Annotated in this window: 16 protein-coding genes; 6 read left to right on the top strand and 10 right to left on the bottom strand. The window is 69.9% G+C overall.

What is annotated here, in order from left to right; genetic code table 11:
- The first annotated feature begins 12 nt into the window (after nt 1-12).
- Both JI739_RS11170 and JI739_RS11165 read left to right on the top strand, forming a co-directional pair.
- Complete coding sequence (locus JI739_RS11170; protein ID WP_201683971.1) at nt 13-1,056, top strand: VWA domain-containing protein; 1,044 nt, start codon at nt 13-15, stop codon at nt 1,054-1,056.
- Nucleotides 1,057-1,183: 127 nt separating this feature from the next.
- Nucleotides 1,184-2,983, top strand: a complete 1,800-nt coding sequence (locus tag JI739_RS11165) for a thiamine pyrophosphate-requiring protein (protein ID WP_201683970.1) — start codon at nt 1,184-1,186, stop codon at nt 2,981-2,983.
- Between the two features lie 7 nt (nt 2,984-2,990).
- Here JI739_RS11165 and greB read toward each other — a convergent pair whose 3' ends face one another.
- Nucleotides 2,991-3,548, bottom strand: a complete 558-nt coding sequence (greB, locus tag JI739_RS11160) for a transcription elongation factor GreB (protein ID WP_201683969.1) — start codon at nt 3,546-3,548, stop codon at nt 2,991-2,993.
- A gap of 114 nt (nt 3,549-3,662) precedes the next feature.
- Here greB and JI739_RS11155 point away from each other — a divergent pair, with 114 nt between their 5' ends.
- A complete protein-coding gene (locus JI739_RS11155; RefSeq protein WP_201683968.1) occupies nt 3,663-4,424 on the top strand; it encodes a hypothetical protein in 762 nt (253 codons plus the stop codon).
- On the opposite strand, the gene JI739_RS11150 is transcribed toward JI739_RS11155, so the two are convergent.
- Nucleotides 4,419-6,914 (bottom strand): sensor domain-containing protein, encoded by a 2,496-nt coding sequence (locus JI739_RS11150; protein ID WP_201683967.1) that lies wholly within the window; start codon nt 6,912-6,914, stop codon nt 4,419-4,421. The two genes, JI739_RS11155 and JI739_RS11150, sit on opposite strands and share 6 nt — an antisense overlap.
- Nucleotides 6,915-7,095: 181 nt before the next feature.
- On the opposite strand from JI739_RS11150, the gene JI739_RS11145 reads away from it, so the two are divergent.
- Entirely contained in the window at nt 7,096-7,530 is a 435-nt protein-coding gene (locus tag JI739_RS11145; protein WP_201683966.1) for a response regulator, read from the top strand.
- An 89-nt stretch (nt 7,531-7,619) separates the two neighbouring features.
- Here JI739_RS11145 and JI739_RS11140 read toward each other — a convergent pair whose 3' ends face one another.
- From JI739_RS11140 to JI739_RS11105, 8 genes are all read right to left on the bottom strand, one after another.
- Entirely contained in the window at nt 7,620-7,838 is a 219-nt protein-coding gene (locus JI739_RS11140; protein WP_201683965.1) for a hypothetical protein, read from the bottom strand.
- Between the two features lie 312 nt (nt 7,839-8,150).
- Nucleotides 8,151-8,744, bottom strand: a complete 594-nt coding sequence (locus JI739_RS11135) for an NAD(P)H-dependent oxidoreductase (RefSeq protein WP_201683964.1) — start codon at nt 8,742-8,744, stop codon at nt 8,151-8,153.
- Nucleotides 8,745-9,203: 459 nt separating this feature from the next.
- Nucleotides 9,204-9,938 (bottom strand): lysozyme inhibitor LprI family protein, encoded by a 735-nt coding sequence (locus tag JI739_RS11130; RefSeq protein WP_201683963.1) that lies wholly within the window; start codon nt 9,936-9,938, stop codon nt 9,204-9,206.
- Between the two features lie 162 nt (nt 9,939-10,100).
- Nucleotides 10,101-10,421, bottom strand: coding sequence for a hypothetical protein (locus JI739_RS11125; RefSeq protein WP_201683962.1), 321 nt, complete (start codon nt 10,419-10,421; stop codon nt 10,101-10,103).
- Between the two features lie 167 nt (nt 10,422-10,588).
- On the bottom strand, nt 10,589-10,924 hold the full coding sequence (locus JI739_RS11120) for a hypothetical protein (protein WP_201683961.1): 336 nt from the start codon (nt 10,922-10,924) through the stop codon (nt 10,589-10,591).
- Nucleotides 10,911-11,735 (bottom strand): hypothetical protein, encoded by an 825-nt coding sequence (locus JI739_RS11115; RefSeq protein ID WP_236589487.1) that lies wholly within the window; start codon nt 11,733-11,735, stop codon nt 10,911-10,913. The genes JI739_RS11120 and JI739_RS11115 overlap by 14 nt, the downstream gene beginning before the upstream one ends.
- A 116-nt stretch (nt 11,736-11,851) precedes the next feature.
- A complete protein-coding gene (locus JI739_RS11110) occupies nt 11,852-13,171 on the bottom strand; it encodes a sulfatase family protein (protein WP_201683960.1) in 1,320 nt (439 codons plus the stop codon).
- 78 nt (nt 13,172-13,249) lie between these two features.
- On the bottom strand, nt 13,250-14,239 hold the full coding sequence (locus JI739_RS11105; protein WP_201683959.1) for a Bug family tripartite tricarboxylate transporter substrate binding protein: 990 nt from the start codon (nt 14,237-14,239) through the stop codon (nt 13,250-13,252).
- A 166-nt stretch (nt 14,240-14,405) separates the two neighbouring features.
- Here JI739_RS11105 and JI739_RS11100 point away from each other — a divergent pair, with 166 nt between their 5' ends.
- Complete coding sequence (locus JI739_RS11100; RefSeq protein ID WP_201683958.1) at nt 14,406-15,344, top strand: LysR substrate-binding domain-containing protein; 939 nt, start codon at nt 14,406-14,408, stop codon at nt 15,342-15,344.
- Nucleotides 15,345-15,374: 30 nt separating this feature from the next.
- Nucleotides 15,375-15,896: a C40 family peptidase gene (locus JI739_RS11095; protein WP_236589486.1), complete on the top strand. Its 522-nt coding sequence runs from the start codon at nt 15,375-15,377 to the stop codon at nt 15,894-15,896.
- Nucleotides 15,897-15,931: the final 35 nt, after the last annotated feature.

The raw sequence follows: 15,931 nt of genomic DNA, 5'->3' as shown, positions 1-15,931 counted from the left end.
AAGACGACCCCTATGCAATTCCTCTGGCCCCAATACCTCTGGCTGCTGCTGGCCCTGCCGCTGCTCGTGCTGCTGTACGTCTTCGTTCTGCGCCGGAAGAAGAAGCTGGCCCTGCGCTATGCCTCGCTGAGCATGGTCAAGGAGGCGATGGGCGCGGGCCAGTCGATGCGCAGGCACCTGCCGCCCCTCATGTTCCTGCTGGCCCTGGCCGCCATGCTGATGGCCGCCGCGCGGCCCGTGGCCGTGATCGCGCTGCCCTCGGCCCAACAAACCATCATCCTGGCCATCGATGTCTCGGGCAGCATGCGCGCCACCGACGTCGAACCCAACCGGCTGGTGGCGGCGCAGAACGCCGCCAAGAGCTTCATCGCCGACCTGCCACGCCACGTGAAGGTCGGCATCGTGGCGTTCGCCGGCTCGGCCCAGGTGGCGCAGCTGCCCACCATGAACCGCGAGGACCTGGTCACCGCCATCGACCGCTTCCAGTTGCAGCGCGCCACCGCCACCGGCAACGCCATCGTGATCTCGCTGGCCACGCTGTTCCCCGACCATGGCATCGACCTCAATGCCATGCAGGGCGGCCGCGAACGCATGCGCGGCTTCGCCATCGACGCGGAACGGCGGCCCGAGAAAAAGGAATTCACGCCCGTGCCGCCGGGCTCGTTCACGTCGGCGGCGATCATCATGCTCACGGACGGGCAGCGCACCACCGGGGTCGATCCGCTCGAAGCCGCCAAGATGGCGGCTGAACGGGGCGTGCGGGTCTACACCGTGGGCGTGGGCACCATCGACGGCGAAACCATCGGCTTCGAAGGCTGGTCCATGCGGGTGCGGCTCGACGAGGAGACGCTCAAGGCCATCGCCAACCGCACCGCGGCCGATTACTTCTATGCCGGCACCGCGCAGGACTTGAAGAAGGTCTACCAGTCGCTCAGCTCGAAGCTCACGGTGGAGAAGAAGGAAACCGAGATCTCCGGGCTGTTCGCCCTCGCCGCGGCGCTGCTGTCGCTGCTGGCCGGTGGGCTGTCCATGCTGTGGTTCAACCGCATCCTCTGACCGGCCGGCGAGCGCCCGGACGGGCTTGGCGCGGCGTGTAAGTTTCGACAACTCCATTTGCACGATCCCTTGGCGGCCACACGGCGGCCTTCGTCGTCCGGACAATGATCCGGACAAGGAGGCCCCCATGAGCATGACCACGAGCGACCAGATCCTGCAGCGCCTGCACGAATGGGGTGTCCGCCGCATCTTCGGCTACCCGGGGGACGGCATCAACGGGCTGCTCGGGGCGCTCGATCGCATGCAGGACCGGATGGAGTTCGTGCAGGCGCGGCACGAGGAACTCGCCGCCTTCATGGCCTGCAGCCACGCCAAGTTCACCGGGGAAGTCGGCGTCTGCCTGGCCACTTCGGGGCCCGGCGCCATCCACCTGCTCAACGGCCTTTACGACGCCAAGGCCGACCACCAGCCGGTGGTGGCCATCGTCGGCCAGGCGGCGCGGGCGGCCATGGGCGGGGACTACCAGCAGGAAGTCGACCTGCAGTCCTTGTTCAAGGACGTGGCGCACGAGTACGTGCAGACCGCCATGGTGCCCGAGCAGATCCGCCACCTGATCGACCGCGCCATGCGCATCGCGCACGACCAGCGCACCGTCACCTGCATCATCGTGCCGCACGACCTGCAGGAGCTGCCAGCCGTGTTGGAGCCGCCGCGCGCGCACAGCACCATCCACAGCGGCATCGGCATGACCGGCAAGCACGTGGTGCCGGCCGCCGATGACCTGCGCGCCGCGGCCGAGGTGCTCAACGCCGGCAAGAAGGTGGCCATCCTGGCCGGCGCCGGAGCGCTGGGTGCCACCGACGAACTGATCGAGGTGGCCGAGCGGCTGGGCGCCGGCATCGCCAAGGCGCTGCTGGGCAAGGCCGCGGTGCCGGATGACTTGCCCTTCGTCACGGGCAGCATTGGCCTGCTCGGCACCCAGCCCAGCTGGGAGATGATGAGCCAGTGCGACACGCTGCTGATGGTCGGCTCGAGCTTCCCGTACTCGGAGTACCTGCCCGAGGAAGGGCAGGCACGCGGCGTGCAGATCGACATCGACGGGCGCAAGCTGAGCATCCGCTATCCCATGGAAGTGAATCTGGTGGGCGACAGCCGGCTCACGCTGCAGGCCCTGCTGCCGCTGCTGCAGCGCAAGGAGGACCGCGGCTGGCGCGAGCAGATCGAGCAGCAGGTGCGCGACTGGTGGGGCGTGCTGGAGGCGCGGGCCCGCAACAGCGCCGATCCCATCAATCCGCAGCTGCCCTTCTGGGAACTCTCGCCCCGCCTGCCGGAGGACTGCATCCTCACCTGCGACAGCGGCAGCACGGCGGCCTGGTACGCCCGCGACCTGAAGTTCCGCAGGGGCATGATGGGTTCGCTCTCCGGCGGCCTGGCCACCATGGGCCCGGCCATACCCTATGCACTGGCCGCCAAGTTGGCGTACCCGCACCGGCCCGTGGTGGCGATCAGCGGCGATGGCGCGATGCAGATGATCGGCATCAACGGACTGGTCACCATCGCACACCGCTACAAGGATTGGGCCGATCCGCGGCTGGTGGTCCTGGTGCTGGACAACGGCGACCTCAACATGGTCACCTGGGAGCAGCGGATCATGGGCGGCGACCGCAAGTTCGAGGGCTCCCAGGTGCTGCCCGCCTTCCCCTTCGCCGATTACGCGCGATCGCTGGGCCTGGTCGGCATCCTGGTGGAGCGGCCCGAGGCGGTCGCAACCGCCCTCGATGAAGCCCTTCGGGCCGACCGGCCGGCCCTGCTGCAGATCAAGTCCGATCCCAAGGTGCCGCCGCTGCCCCCGCATGTCACGGCCCAGCAGGCCAAGTCGTACGTCAAGGCATTGATGCAGCGCGACCCCGAGGCGATCGGCACCGTCAAGGCCAGCGCGAAGGAATGGTGGGACGGCCTCTTCGGCGGCCGCGGCCGCCGTTCGTGAGACCCGGCTACCCCGGCGCGGGGTAGCTCACGTCCAGCACCTCGATCTCCTGCGGGCCGGCCGGGGTCTGCAGCCGCACGACATCGCCTTCCCGGGCCTTGAGCAGCGCTCGCGCGATGGGCGAGATCCAGCTCACCTGGCCCTGGCTGCTGTCCGCTTCGTCGATGCCCAGGATGGTGACGCAGCGCTCCTGGCCCTGCGGGTCGGCGTAGCGCACGGTGGCGCCGAAGAACACCTGGTCACGGCCGTGGTGCACGCTGGGGTCGGTCACCTCGGCCACCTCCAGCCGCTTGGTCAGGAAGCGGATGCGGCGATCGATCTCGCGCAGGCGCTTCTTGCCGTAGAGGTAATCGCCGTTCTCGGACCGGTCGCCGTTGCTGGCGGCCCAGTGCACCACCTCCACCACGCGCGGGCGCTCCTCGTCGATCAGCTGCATCAACTCGGCCCGTAGCCGGGCGTACCCGGCGGGGGTCATGTAATTGCGGGTGCCGGTGGGCAGCGCGGCCGGGGCCAGCTCTTCCTCGTCGGCGTCGCTGGTGTCTTCACGGGTGAACGCCTTGCTCATGCCCCAAAGGATAGCCCGGTCGCCACGGGACGCGCGGCGGCTATCTCCGGTCCTACACACGAGCCGGACAGGGGACGACAAACGGTCCGGCGAACGCTCCGACACAATGATGCGATGCAACCAGACAAGCAGGCTGCCAGCTCGCGCCGGATGAACGAACCGTCGCCCGGGATCGCCCACTCCCCGGAGGGGCGGCCGCAGCCGAGTGCGCCCACCGCCTCGGAGGCGGCGCGCTATGGCGTGCTGCGGCGGCTCGGCCCTGCCCTGAAGCACGACATGGTGGTCAACCTGCAGGCCGTGGCCATGATGAGCGAGGTGCTGGGCGCCAAACTCGAACGCGGACTTCCCAGCCAGACCGAGCTGCAGAACAGCGTGGCGCGCATCCACCGCATGGCGCGCGAGGCCGTGGCCAACTGCCTGAAGGTGGTCGGCTGGATCGAGCCGGCCGAGGACGAGGGCATCAGCCTGCGCGAGGGCGTCGAGGAGAGCCTCGCCCTGGTGCGCAGCAACTTCAATTTCCGCGGCTTCACGCTGGCTACCGAGCTGCCCGCCAACGACCTGGAGGTCTCGCGCGTGCTGCTGCGGCACCTGCTGCTGGCGTCCCTGATCCACCTGACCGACCGCGCCAGCGGGCCGGGCGCGCTGCTCGTGAGCGGCGAGATCTCGGGAGGCTCGGTGCTGCTCACGGTGTCCTTCGAGTCCGATCCCGAGGGCGAGGCCACGCCCTTCGAGGCGGGTTACCGCCAGCTGGAGTGGGCCGATGTCGAGGCATTGGCCGCGGCCGAGTCCATCCAGCTGCAGCAGGAGAAAGACCGGGTGCGCATCCGCCTGCCGCGCATGGTGGCCACCACGCCCTTGCAGATCGCGCCGCTATGACAGTTTCAGTGGACTTAGTTGGACCAGGTTGGCCTCGATGAATTCTTCCAGCCTCTCGATGGACATCGGTCGGCAGAACAAGTAGCCCTGGAAGCCATCGCAGCCGTGCTGCGCGAGGAACTCGCGCTGCTCCTCGGTCTCGACGCCTTCGGCCACCACCTGCAGGTGCAGGCTCTGGGCCAGGCCGATGATGGTGCGCGCGATGGCGGCGTCATTCGCGTCGGTCAGCACGTCCTTGACGAACTCGCGGTCGATCTTCAGCTGGTCGAGCGGCAGGCGCTTGAGGTAGGCCAGCGACGAGTAGCCCTTGCCGAAGTCGTCCAGCGAGAGCGCCACGCCCATGCGCTTGAGGCTGCCCATCTTGTTGACGGTGATATCGAAGCCGTCGGCCAGCAGCGACTCGGTCAATTCCAGTTTCAGCTTGTTCGGCGCCACCCCGGAACGGGCGATGGCGTCCATCACCTCGTCGACGAACTCGGGATGGCGGAACTGGCGCGCACTCACGTTGACCGAGATGCTCAGGTGCGATCGATCGGAGCGCCTGGACCACGCGGCCAGCTGCTCGCAGGCGCGGTCGAGCACCCAGCGGCCGATGGTGAGGATGAGCGTGGTCTCCTCGGCGGTGGGGATGAACTGATCGGGCGGCACCCGACCGCGCTGGGGGTGCTGCCAGCGCAGCAGGGCTTCAGCGCCCGTCATGCGCCCGTTCACATCCACCTGCGGCTGGTAGTCCAGCTCGAACTGCTGGTGGCGCCAGGCCAGGCGCAGGTCGGCCGCCAGCGCCGCGTTGGCGCTGGCCACCGCCTGCATCTGCGGATCGAAGAAACACACCGTGTTGCGACCGGCACGCTTGGCCTGGTACATGGCCAGGTCGGCCTGCTTGAGCAATTCGCTCACGGTGCTGGGGCTGCGTCCGAACACCGTCACGCCGATGCTGCAGGTGCTGTGGTGCAGGTAGCCCGGCAGCACGTAGGGCTCGCCCAGCGCGGCCAGGATGCGGTCGGCCACCGCCGACGCGGCGGCTTCGGCCTCGCCCGGGGCGCCGCGCCGCGGCTGCAGCAGCACCACGAACTCGTCGCCGCCCAACCGGGCCACGGTGTCGGTGGACGCCACGCTCGCGCGCAACCGCTCGGCCACCTGCTGCAGCAGCAGGTCGCCCTTCTGGTGGCCCAGCGTGTCGTTGAGCACCTTGAAGTTGTCCAGGTCGATGAACATCAGCGCGCCCTCGCCGATCGCTTCGCGGTGCGCGAGCAGCGCATTGAGCCGGTCCAGCAGCAGCTGGCGGTTGGGCAGGCGGGTCAGCCCGTCATAGAAGGCCAGGTACTGGATCTTCTCCTCGTTGGCCTTGCGCTCGGTCACGTCACGGCCCACCGCCACCCAGTGCGTGAGCTTGCGCGACTTGTCCCAGACCGGCGAGATGTCCAGGTCGACCCAGAACGGCTCGCCCTCCTTGCGGTAGTTGATCAGGTCCACCCGCACCGGGCGCCAGTGCTCCAGCGCGCTGCGGATCAAGTCGAGCCGGTCGCGCTGCGTCTGCGGCCCCTGCAGGAACCGCGGCGAGCGCCCGAGCACCTCGTCGCGGTTGTAGCCGGTGCGGACCTCGAACGCTTCGTTGACGAACACGATGCGCGGGCCGGGTTCGTTGAACGGACCGGCCTCGGTGATGATGACGATGTCGTTCAGCCGCGCGATGCTGCCCTCGAGCAGGCGCAGCTGCTCCTGCGACTTGCGGCGGGCGGTCACGTTGCGCAGGTGCAGCGCCAGCCCGGCGCCGAAGGGGTGGCCCTGCACCTCCAGCCAGTCGTTCTGCGGCGCATCCAGTTCTTCCAGCTCCAGCAGGCGGTGCTGTTCCAGCGCCTCGCGCACCCGCTCCTCCACCCGCAACCGCACTGTTTTCTGGAACACCCCCCACAGGCCCCGGCCCAGCAACCGGTTGGCAGGCTGGCCGAGCAGGCGCTCCGCGGCCTCGTTCAGGTAAGTGAATCGCCCTTCGCGATCGACCGTCGCGAAGGCCTCGCCGCCCGCTCCGCCCAGTCCCCACCCGGCGGTGTGCCGCAGCAGGCCGCCCGGCCCCGCGCGCGGGCTCAGCTCCTGCACCGCGCCTTCGACGCGCACGACCTGCCCTCGACTGTCTCGCACCGCATGGCCCAGCAGGCGAATCCAGGCGCGGCGCTGCCCATAGGTCAGCACCTGCACCTCGCGGTCGAAGGGTTCGCCGGTGTGGATGCAGCGGCGCACGAGAAACTCCACTTCCTCGCGCCAGTCCGGCGCCACGAACTCGAAGCCCTGCTCCGCGCCGGGCGTGTAGCCCTGCGGCGCCTCCAGCAGCTCGGCCAGGCGCTCGGACCAGCTCACCTGCCCCGTGGCCGCATCCAGGCTCCACAGGCCGGCCGCGCTCGCCTGCTCCAGCAGCTGCACGAAGCTGGATTCCGGTTGAAGGCGCGTGGGATCGGGGGGCAGGTCGGACACGGCAATGGGAGTGGACAGCATCAAGCCTCGACGGCGCTGCATGTTAAGCCGGCCGCGTGCCCCCCGGAGCGGATCGGATGTGTCCTACAGGACAAGACGGCACCGTCCGTACCGGCTGAGCAAGAGAGCCGTTAGAGTCGGTTACGAACCCCTCAGCTCAGCCCCCCGCAGCTGCCTTCACGCCCACACCCATAGCCCGCGCATGCCTGCCGCCCATGTCAACGCTTTCGTCGTCGAGGACAACCCGACGATCCGCGAGAACCTGGTGGGCACGCTGGAGGAACTCACCTGCGTGAAGGTCATCGGCACCAGCGGCACCGAGGACGAAGCGCTGGCCTGGGTCGAGGCCAACGGCGCGCGCTGGGAGTTGCTGATCGTCGATCTGTTCCTGCAGCGCGGCAGCGGCATCCACCTGGTGCAGAAGCTGGCGTCGAGGCGGCCCGGGCAGAAGGTGGTGATCTTCAGCAACTACGTGAATGCCAGCGTGCGCAAGCGCTGCGCGCAGCTGGGCGTGGATGCGGTCTTCGACAAATCCACCGAGATCGACTCCCTGGTGGACTACTGCGTCCGGCAGTGCTACCTCAAGGATGCGGCGGGCGAGCACGCGCAGGCCGCAGAGGTGAAGCACCCGGGCTGAGCCGCGCCCCTGGGGCAGGCGCGCGGGGCCGCGCGAACACGCGGCCCCTGGCACGGCGGGCCTGCGCCCACCGCTCTCGATGGGTTTTCCTAGCGGCTGGCACCACCCGCTGCGCCCGCGCCGGCGGCACCACCCCCCGTGCCGGTGCCTGCCGCGGTGCCGCTGGGCGTCACCGTGCCAGGGCCGCTGCGAGGCGCGACGTCACTGGCTCGGGTGCCAGCCCCCATGCGGCTCTCGCTCCAGGAAGAACAGCCGGCGGCCAGCGAGGCGCCAAGGGCCATCGCCAGGATGGCTGCGGTACGGGTCATGGACGTTTTCATACGCTCGAATCTCCAAAGTGGGTGGGCCATGAAGGCAGGGTCAGGCAATGGGCTCGCCTGCTTGGGCGGGCGAGTGGTCATGCATGGGGTTCGAGTTTGCGCAGGCAGGGTGTCGGCGGACGTGACAAGCGCTAAGGCGCGTTGCCAGAAGTAGGTTCCCGCAAGGCACGACGGGCTGTTGCCGCTCATGTCGAGGTCCTCCGTGCACGAGCATTCCGCCTCTGCGGGCCCCCAGGGCGATCGGATGGCGCAAGCTCCACTGGAGCGCGGCTGGCGTCGGGAAAACTGTTACCCCACCCTTCAGGCAGAGCGCCCGCCCAGCCTGCGCAGCCGGGCCACTTCTTTTGCGGCCGAGAAGCCCTCGCTGCCGACGCCCCCGATCAAGGTCTCATGCACCGGGCCGATGCCGACGAACCCCAGGATGTTGCGCTCGAGCGAACGCACGCTGTGCGCGCGGAAGTACCAGCGGTACACCGCGGCGGGCATCCCCATGGTCACCACCACCCGAGCCGAACGGCCCGACAGCCCCTTGTGCGTGAACGCCGTGCGGGGCCCGTCGGCGCCGAAGGCGAACCCGGGCCGCATCACCTGCTCCAGGAAGCCCTTGAGCAAGGCCGGCATGTCCCCCAGCCACAGCGGAAAGAACAGCACCAGGTGGCCGGCCCAGGCGATGTCGGCCTGGGCCTGCGCCAGCCCCGGCGGCAGGGTGCCGTGCTCCCAGTCTCGTTGGCTGCGCAGCAGCGGAAAGTCCAGCGCCGCCACCTCCAGGTGCCGCACGTCATGCCCCGCTTCGCGCGCACCCTCCGCGTAGCCGTTGGCCAATGCATGGGCCAGGTGCTGCTGCGAGTCGTCGGGATGCCCCTGGATGATGAGGATGCGGGTAGGCGTGGTCATGGGAGTGCATTGACGCACGCGCGTCGCCGCTGCCCATTGACACGGCTCAAGCCGCGCCGACGCCGCCCGTCCGCTCGACGGCTGCGCCTGCAGCGACGGCGTGCCAGCGCACCAGAAAAAACCCCCGCAGCGGTATCGCTGCGGGGGCATCAATGGCCGGGTGGAGAAACTTGCAAAAACAGCCCCGGCCAGGTCTTCCCAAGGAGCGGCGGGAACCCTGAAACTGCCGGAGATCCGGGCCTTGCGACCCGCGATCCCGTCACCACAGGTTGCTCCCGCGGCCGCAGCTTGGTTGTAGGAACACACTGATAGTTACTGCTCGTTTCCACTAGTCAGAAAGAGCTTTCATCCGGGCGTGCGTCGACGCAAGATGCCAGGTTTGCGAGCAGCCACGCCGACGTGCCACCGGCCCACGAGGGCAAAGGCATGGGATCGAGGCTCGCCGCGAGCCGGCCGCGGCTACCCCGCTCGCCCGCGCGCGATGGCCTGGGTCAGTTGCTGCCGGCGTTGCGCGTACCACTCGTGCAGGCATTCGCGGGTCCTGCAACGGCGCTCGCGGAGTTGCCACTCGTCCTGGGTCTGGCGACGAAAGGCTGGCGAATCGCCGGTGGCGGTCTTGGCGCGTGCATACAGGCGTGCCAGTTCCCGGTCCTGGCGCGCCAGGTCGCGATCGGAGCAGATCAGCACTTCGGCGGCGGACCGGGCAAGCCGGCAGTCGAAGCTGGGACGGGCATCGCCCGGAGCCTGGGCGCGCGGCGACGCCGGCAGCGGCTCGCGCGCCGGCTGCGGTGGCGCGCCCCGGGACCGGTCCGCAGCCGGCTCGACGGTAGGCGCGGCCTCGCGCATCGGCGCCGCTGCCGTTGGGGCCGGCTGTTGCGATGGCGATGGCGATGGCGATGGCGATGGCGATGGCGATGGCACGGGCGATGCGAGTTCCTGCGGTGGCAGTGTCGCGGCGATTTCGCGCCGGCTGCGGGGCGCTTCGGGCCGGGCGGCAGGCAAGGCCTCCAGCGGCGTGCCGGCGGGGCTCGCTCCCATGCGCGCGGTGGGATCGTCCGCGCCGCGCGGCTGCAGGTCGTCCCAGAACAGCACCGCGCCCAGCACCAGGTGCACCGTGAATGCGAGCACCACCGCGACCCAGACAGGTGGGATGCGGCGCTCGGGTCGCGGAGAACGGACGGCACGCGTGGACATGGGATCAGCTGAACGGCCAGGCAAACCATAGCGCCCGGACCGCAGCCCTGCCGATCCGGTTCACACTTTGCGTCGGTCGTGACACTCTGAGCGCCTCGTGTTTCGAAAGGAAAAAGGGGACCCGCGGGCCCCCTCTGGTCGTACCGGTCGCGAGACGCGAACTCAGTTGCGGTCGGCGCGCATGCGCTCGCCGGCGGTGGTGCCAGCCGCGCCGGCACCGGCACGACGGGTGTCGTTGTCACCCATCTGGTTGCGGGTGTTGCGGACATCGACATCCACGCCCGGCACGCCGGCGCGAGCGCCACGGTCGCGGGTGTTGACGTCCATGTCCACGCCCGGCACGCCACGGCGCACTTCCGCGTCGCTGCTCACGGAACCGGTGCCGCTGGGGCTGGTGGGGTTGTTCTGGGCCACGGCATAGCCGGAAACCGCCAGGGCGGCCACGGCGAAGGCGGGGGCGAGGATGGAACGGATGTGTTGCATGGTTGACTCCTGTTTCGTTGAAGTGGGCGCATCGTCGCCTGCCACCCCCACGCTAGGCGGTGGGAGAGTGGAGTCAGACCCTGTGGGACACCCCCGCACGGAGGAGGCACTCCGCAGCACGCCGCGTTGTCGGACGCGCCGCCATGCTCTTCCGACGTGTCCGACCTTCAATCGGACCCGCGCGCCCGGATGCGGCGCAGACGCTCGGCGGGATCGAACAACAGCACGAGCTCGGGTCCGTCGGCCCCACGCGCCGCCTCCGGGCCGCGATACACCCACACTTCCCAGCCGCTGGCGAAGGCCAGGCGCTCGGCGGGCCCCAGCCTTTCTTCCACCGACCGCTTGTCGCTGCCCACGGCAAGGGCACGCGCGGCGCCCTCCACCGTCAGTCCGGGCTCACGGAACACCGGTGCCCGAGGCGGTGCCGAATCCGGCGGGCCAAGGCCGGCGCAGCCGGCCAGCAGGACGAGCACCGGCAGCAGGCAGGCGCTACGGCTTCGCATCCCTCTCCTCCATGTACTCGAAGGTCACGCGCGTGTCGTCGGGCCAGCTGCGGTCGCCCAGCGGCAGGAAATAGGCGCGATCGAGCAGCACCTCGCAGTCGCAGAAGGGCAGCACCTGCGGCAGCGTCGCATCGCCCATGGCGCCGGCCCAGAGGCGCCGCACGGGCAGCACGTGGCGGCGGTCGCCGTCGTGCAGCGTCACGCCGAAGACCGGCCGGTTGGCGAAGAAGATGTAGCGGTTGTCCGGCGTGTCGCAATAACCGGGGCCATCGGTCACGACCGATGCCAGCCGCCCCAGCAGCGAGGGCTGCTCGGACACCAGGCCCGCTTCCATGCCCACCTCGCACTCGAGCCGCAGGTCGCCCAGGCGCAGGCTGCCGGCCGGCCAGCCCGGGGTGCGCACCCGGGCGCGCCAGGTCATGCTGCGGGCCACGCGGTCGGGCGTGACCACGGCGTTTTCAGCCAAAGCCCGGGGATGGCGAGGCAAGGTGAAGCTGCGGTCCGGGGCCACGGCGATGGGCACGGCCACCGTGCGCCCCAGCAATTGCAGGTCCACGTCGTCCACGCTCACCCCGGGCTTGCGGGGCAGCAACTGGAAGCGCAGCGTGGCCTCGGGCGCGAGCTCACCCTTGCGGCGCTCGAACAACTCCATGGCCCGCCACATGCGGCGATACGACTTCTCCACCGCCGGCGGGCTCTGCGAAGCCGACACCGTGACCGGCGGCAAGCTGGGCTCCTGTCCGATGGCCTGCAAGGCCGCGCCGGCCAGCAGGAGACCGCAGGTGGCGAGAAGGCTGCAGGAGATACGCATGGCTGGCCGGGCGGCTGGCGGATGCCGCTGCGGCAAGCCTCGGTTCGATGTGCATCGCCGCGCGTGCGTACAGGGCGCGAACCGATGTAGGCCCGGTCAGGCGCCCCGGCCGACGTTTACCGCGACGGCATGTCCTTGGCCCCATAACCCAGGTGCACCGCCGCGTCGGGCGGGATGGCCGGCATGCTGTCGTTCCAGGCCTCCCACTGCGACCTCATGCGAGCCAGGCGGTCGGGGTCGCGGCCGCCCTGGTTGGCGCGCTCGCGCTCGTCCTGCGACAGGTCGAACAGATAGTCGTTGTCGTCCACCCGCAGGTACTTCCAGTCACCCTCGCGCAGCGCGCGTTGGCTGCGGTGCTTCATGCGCCAGTACATCGGCCGGTCGAAGCGCTGCGACGGATCGCTCAGCACCGGCAGCAGCGAGACACCGTCGAGTGGATGGGACGGTTGCGGCTGCGCGCCGGCCGCGGCGATCACGGTGGCCGACCAGTCCATCGTCATGCAGTGCTGGGCCGACACGCTGCCGGCCGGGATCAGGGCCGGCCAATGCGCCACCCAGGGCACCCGGATGCCGCCTTCGGTGAGGTCCATCTTGCCGCCCACCAGCGGCCAGTTGTCCGAGAAACGCTCGCCGCCGTTGTCGCTGGTGACGATGACCAGCGTGTCACGCTCCAGGCCGTGTCGACGCAAGGCCTCCATGATCCAGCCGATGCCCTCGTCCATGTGATGGATCATGCGGCGGTAGGTGTCCACGTTGCCGCCGTGCAGGTGGAACAGCTTGCCGCCCACCTCGTCGGCCACCTCGGGCCGATCACGCGTTTCCCAGGGCCAATGCGGCGCCGTGTAGTGCAGGCTCAGCAGAAAGGGCTGGTCGCCGGCGGCCATGCGGTCGACGTAGTCCACCGCGCGGCGCGAGAGCAGGTCGGTGAGGTAGCCCTCTTCCGCCTTCTCCTCTTCGCCGAACCACAGGTCGTGCTCGCCGGTGCTGCTGCAATGCGTCCAGTAGTCGACGCCGCCGGCCATCGGCCCGAAGAACTCCTCGTAGCCCGAACGCAGCGGTCCGAAGTTCGGCGGGTAGCCCAGGTGCCACTTGCCGATCAGCGCGGTGCGGTAGCCCGCCTGCCGCAGCAGCGAGGCGATGGTCGGCTCCGAGGGCGGCAGTCCCAGCACCGGGCTGCCGCGCGCGACCGCGCTTCCGATCGGCTCGTCGGCCGCGCCGCGCAGGCGGTACTGGTAGCGGGCCGTGGCCAGCGCGAAGCGCGTGGGCGAGCACACCGGTGAATTGGCATAGCCCTGCGTGAAGCGGATGCCGCCGGCGGCCAGGCCGTCGATCACCGGCGAGACCGCGCCGAAGGACGCCGGCCGGCCGCCGTAGCAGCCGAGATCGGCATAGCCGAGGTCGTCGGCCACGATGAAGATGATGTTGGGTCGTGTCATGCCGGGCATTTTCCGTTCTCGACGATGCGGCGATCACTCCGGTTCGGAAGGCGCGTCGGGGATCCGTGTGAACAGACCCTAGTCGACGGCGCGAAACCCGGTGGCCTTGACGATGCCGGCCCAGCGCACCGTCTCCTCGGCCATCGATTTTCCGAACGCCGCACCGGCCTCGGCCGGCACGCTGAAATTCTGGGCCTGCAGCTTGGCGCGCACGCCGGGGTCGGCGTGGGCCTTGACCATGGCCTGCAGGATCGCCTCCTTCACGGGCGCTGGCGCGGCGGCGGGCGCCAGCACGCCGAACCACACCGCCGTGCTCAGCTCGCCCAGGCCCAGCTCGGCCAGCGTGGGCACCTGCGGCAGCGCCGGGTCGCGCTCGGGGCCGGTCACCGCCAGGGCGTTGAGCTTGCCGGCCTTGATGTGCGCAACGGCCACGGCCAGCTGCGTGAAGCCCAGCGGCACCTGGCCGCCCAGGATGTCGTTCACCTGCGGGGCCGAACCCTTGTAGGCCACGTGGACCATGTCGGCCTTGAGCCGCTCGTTCAGCTGGTAGCCCAGGAAATGCGAAGGCGTGCCCGCGCTGAACGAGGCGTAGGCCAGCTTGCCCTTCTGCGTCGGGATCCACTCGCGCAGCTCGCCGAAGTTGCGCGCCGGCACCGACGGGTGCGTGACCAGCACCATCGGCGAAGCCACGCCCTTGATGATCGGCGTGAGGTCGCTGGGCTTCCAGCGCAACTGCGAATAGGCCGAGGGGTTGATGGTCAGGATCGACTGCGTCCCCAGGAACAGCAGGCTCCCGTCATCGGGACCGCGCAGCACGTATTCGATGGCCACGTTGCCGTTGGCGCCGACGCGGTTCTCCACGATGAAGGTGCCCCCGGTCTGGCGCCCGAGCTGCTCGGCCAGCACGCGGGCGTAGATGTCCGGGGCGCTGCCGGCCGAGGTGGGCACCACCAGGGTCACGGTGCGGGTCGGCCAGGCCGCCTGGGCCGAGGCGGCCAGCGGGAAGGCGGCGGCCGCGGCCAGGGCGGCCGCGCAGAGGCAGGCTTGGCGCCTGTGGATCGAATGCATCGAAATCTCTCCTGGAACTCGCGGCTGGACGGCCATCGGGCCACGCCGCCATCACGAAACCGGCAGGTTATCGGCTGCGCCGCACCGGATCAAATGACGTTTCGCGCAAGCAGGTATTCCAGGCCGTCATACCGGGCATACTGCGCCGGTCCATGGAACACGAGCGATGAACACCAGCCGCATCAAGATGCGTCACCTGCACTGCCTGGTCGTGGTCGCCCAGGAGCGCAGCATGCTCAAGGCCGCCGAGGTGCTGGCGCTGACCCAGCCCGCGGTCTCCAAGACCATCGCCGAACTCGAAGCGCTGGTTGGCCGCGAGCTGTTGCATCGGCACCCGCGCGGGGTCGACCTCACGCCCGCCGGCAGCGTGCTGGCCGAGCATGCCGGCGCCAGCCTGCGCAACCTGCGCGAGGGCCTGGACGCTGCCGCCGGGCAGCCGCTGGTGCAGCAACCGAGCGTATCGCTCGGCGCGCTGCCCAACGTCTCGGTCACGCTGCTGCCCCTGGCGTTGCAGTCGCTGCGCAAGCGCCATCCGCGGCTGCTGGTGCGGGTGGCCAGCGGCACCAACGCCCAGCTCATGAGCCGCCTGCGCCAGGGCGAACTCGACTTCGTGTTCGGCCGCCTGGCGGAACCGGCCGACATGATGAACCTGCACTTCGAGCACCTGTTCTCCGAGCCGCTGGTGGCGGTGGTTCGTCCAGGCCACGCGCTGGCCCGGCAGCGACGGCTGCGGCCCCAGGCACTGGACGGCCAGGACGTGATCCTGCCGACGGTGGGCACCGTCATCCGCCGCACGCTCGATGCCTGGCTGGTCACTCGAGGCGTCACCTTGTCCGGCTGCGTGCTCGAAACCGTGGACACCACCTTCGCTGCGCAGCACCTGCAGCGCAGCGACGCGGTGTGGTTCGTCCCCTCCAGCCTGGCCCAGGGGCTGCACGATGTGCCCGTGCGCGCGCTCGATCTGGACATGGCGGACACCGAGGGCCCGGTGGGCATCACCTACCGGCGTGACCAGGAACTGGCCGGCGCCGCCGCCTTGATGGCCGAAGCCCTGCGCCTGCAGGTTGCGCGCCGCAAGCCTGGGGGCCGCCCGACACGCGGCTGACCCACCGGGCCACAATCGCCGCTACCCCGCATGGACCACGCCCCGATGTTGTACCGCCGCACCTTCCTGTCCCTGGGACCCATCGCCATCGCCGGCCTCGCCGGTTGCGCGACCCGGCCGCGGGACGCATCACCCGGCCTGGCCGAGACGCCCGCGCCTTCGGCCATGACCGACGAACAGGCGCTCGAGGCGAGCCTGCAGGCCATGGCCCTGGTGGGCACGCCCTATCGCTACGGCGGCAACACACCCCAGGGCGGCTTCGACTGCAGCGGCCTGATCGTCTATGTGTACCGGCGCGTGGCGGGCATCGCGCCGCCGCGCACGGTGCGCGCGATCAGCGAGTGGGGCCAGCCCATTGCGGCCTCGCACCTGCGTTCAGGCGACCTGGTGATCTTCGGCGGCGGCGGCGTGGCCACGCACGCCGGCATCCACATCGGCCAGTCGCGCTTCGTGCATGCCCCCAGCACCGGCGGCACCGTGCGCCTGAACTCGGTGCACGAGCGGTATTGGGCCGCCCGCCTGATCGGGTACCGGCGGCCGCTGAACGCCTGAGTCCGGGCGGACGCCAAAGGGGCGGGCCTGGTGCA

The sequence above is a fragment of the Ramlibacter aurantiacus genome, assembly GCF_016722895.1.
GTDB classification, from domain to species: domain Bacteria; phylum Pseudomonadota; class Gammaproteobacteria; order Burkholderiales; family Burkholderiaceae_C; genus Ramlibacter; species Ramlibacter aurantiacus.
This window is presented reverse-complemented; position numbering and strand designations above follow the sequence as displayed.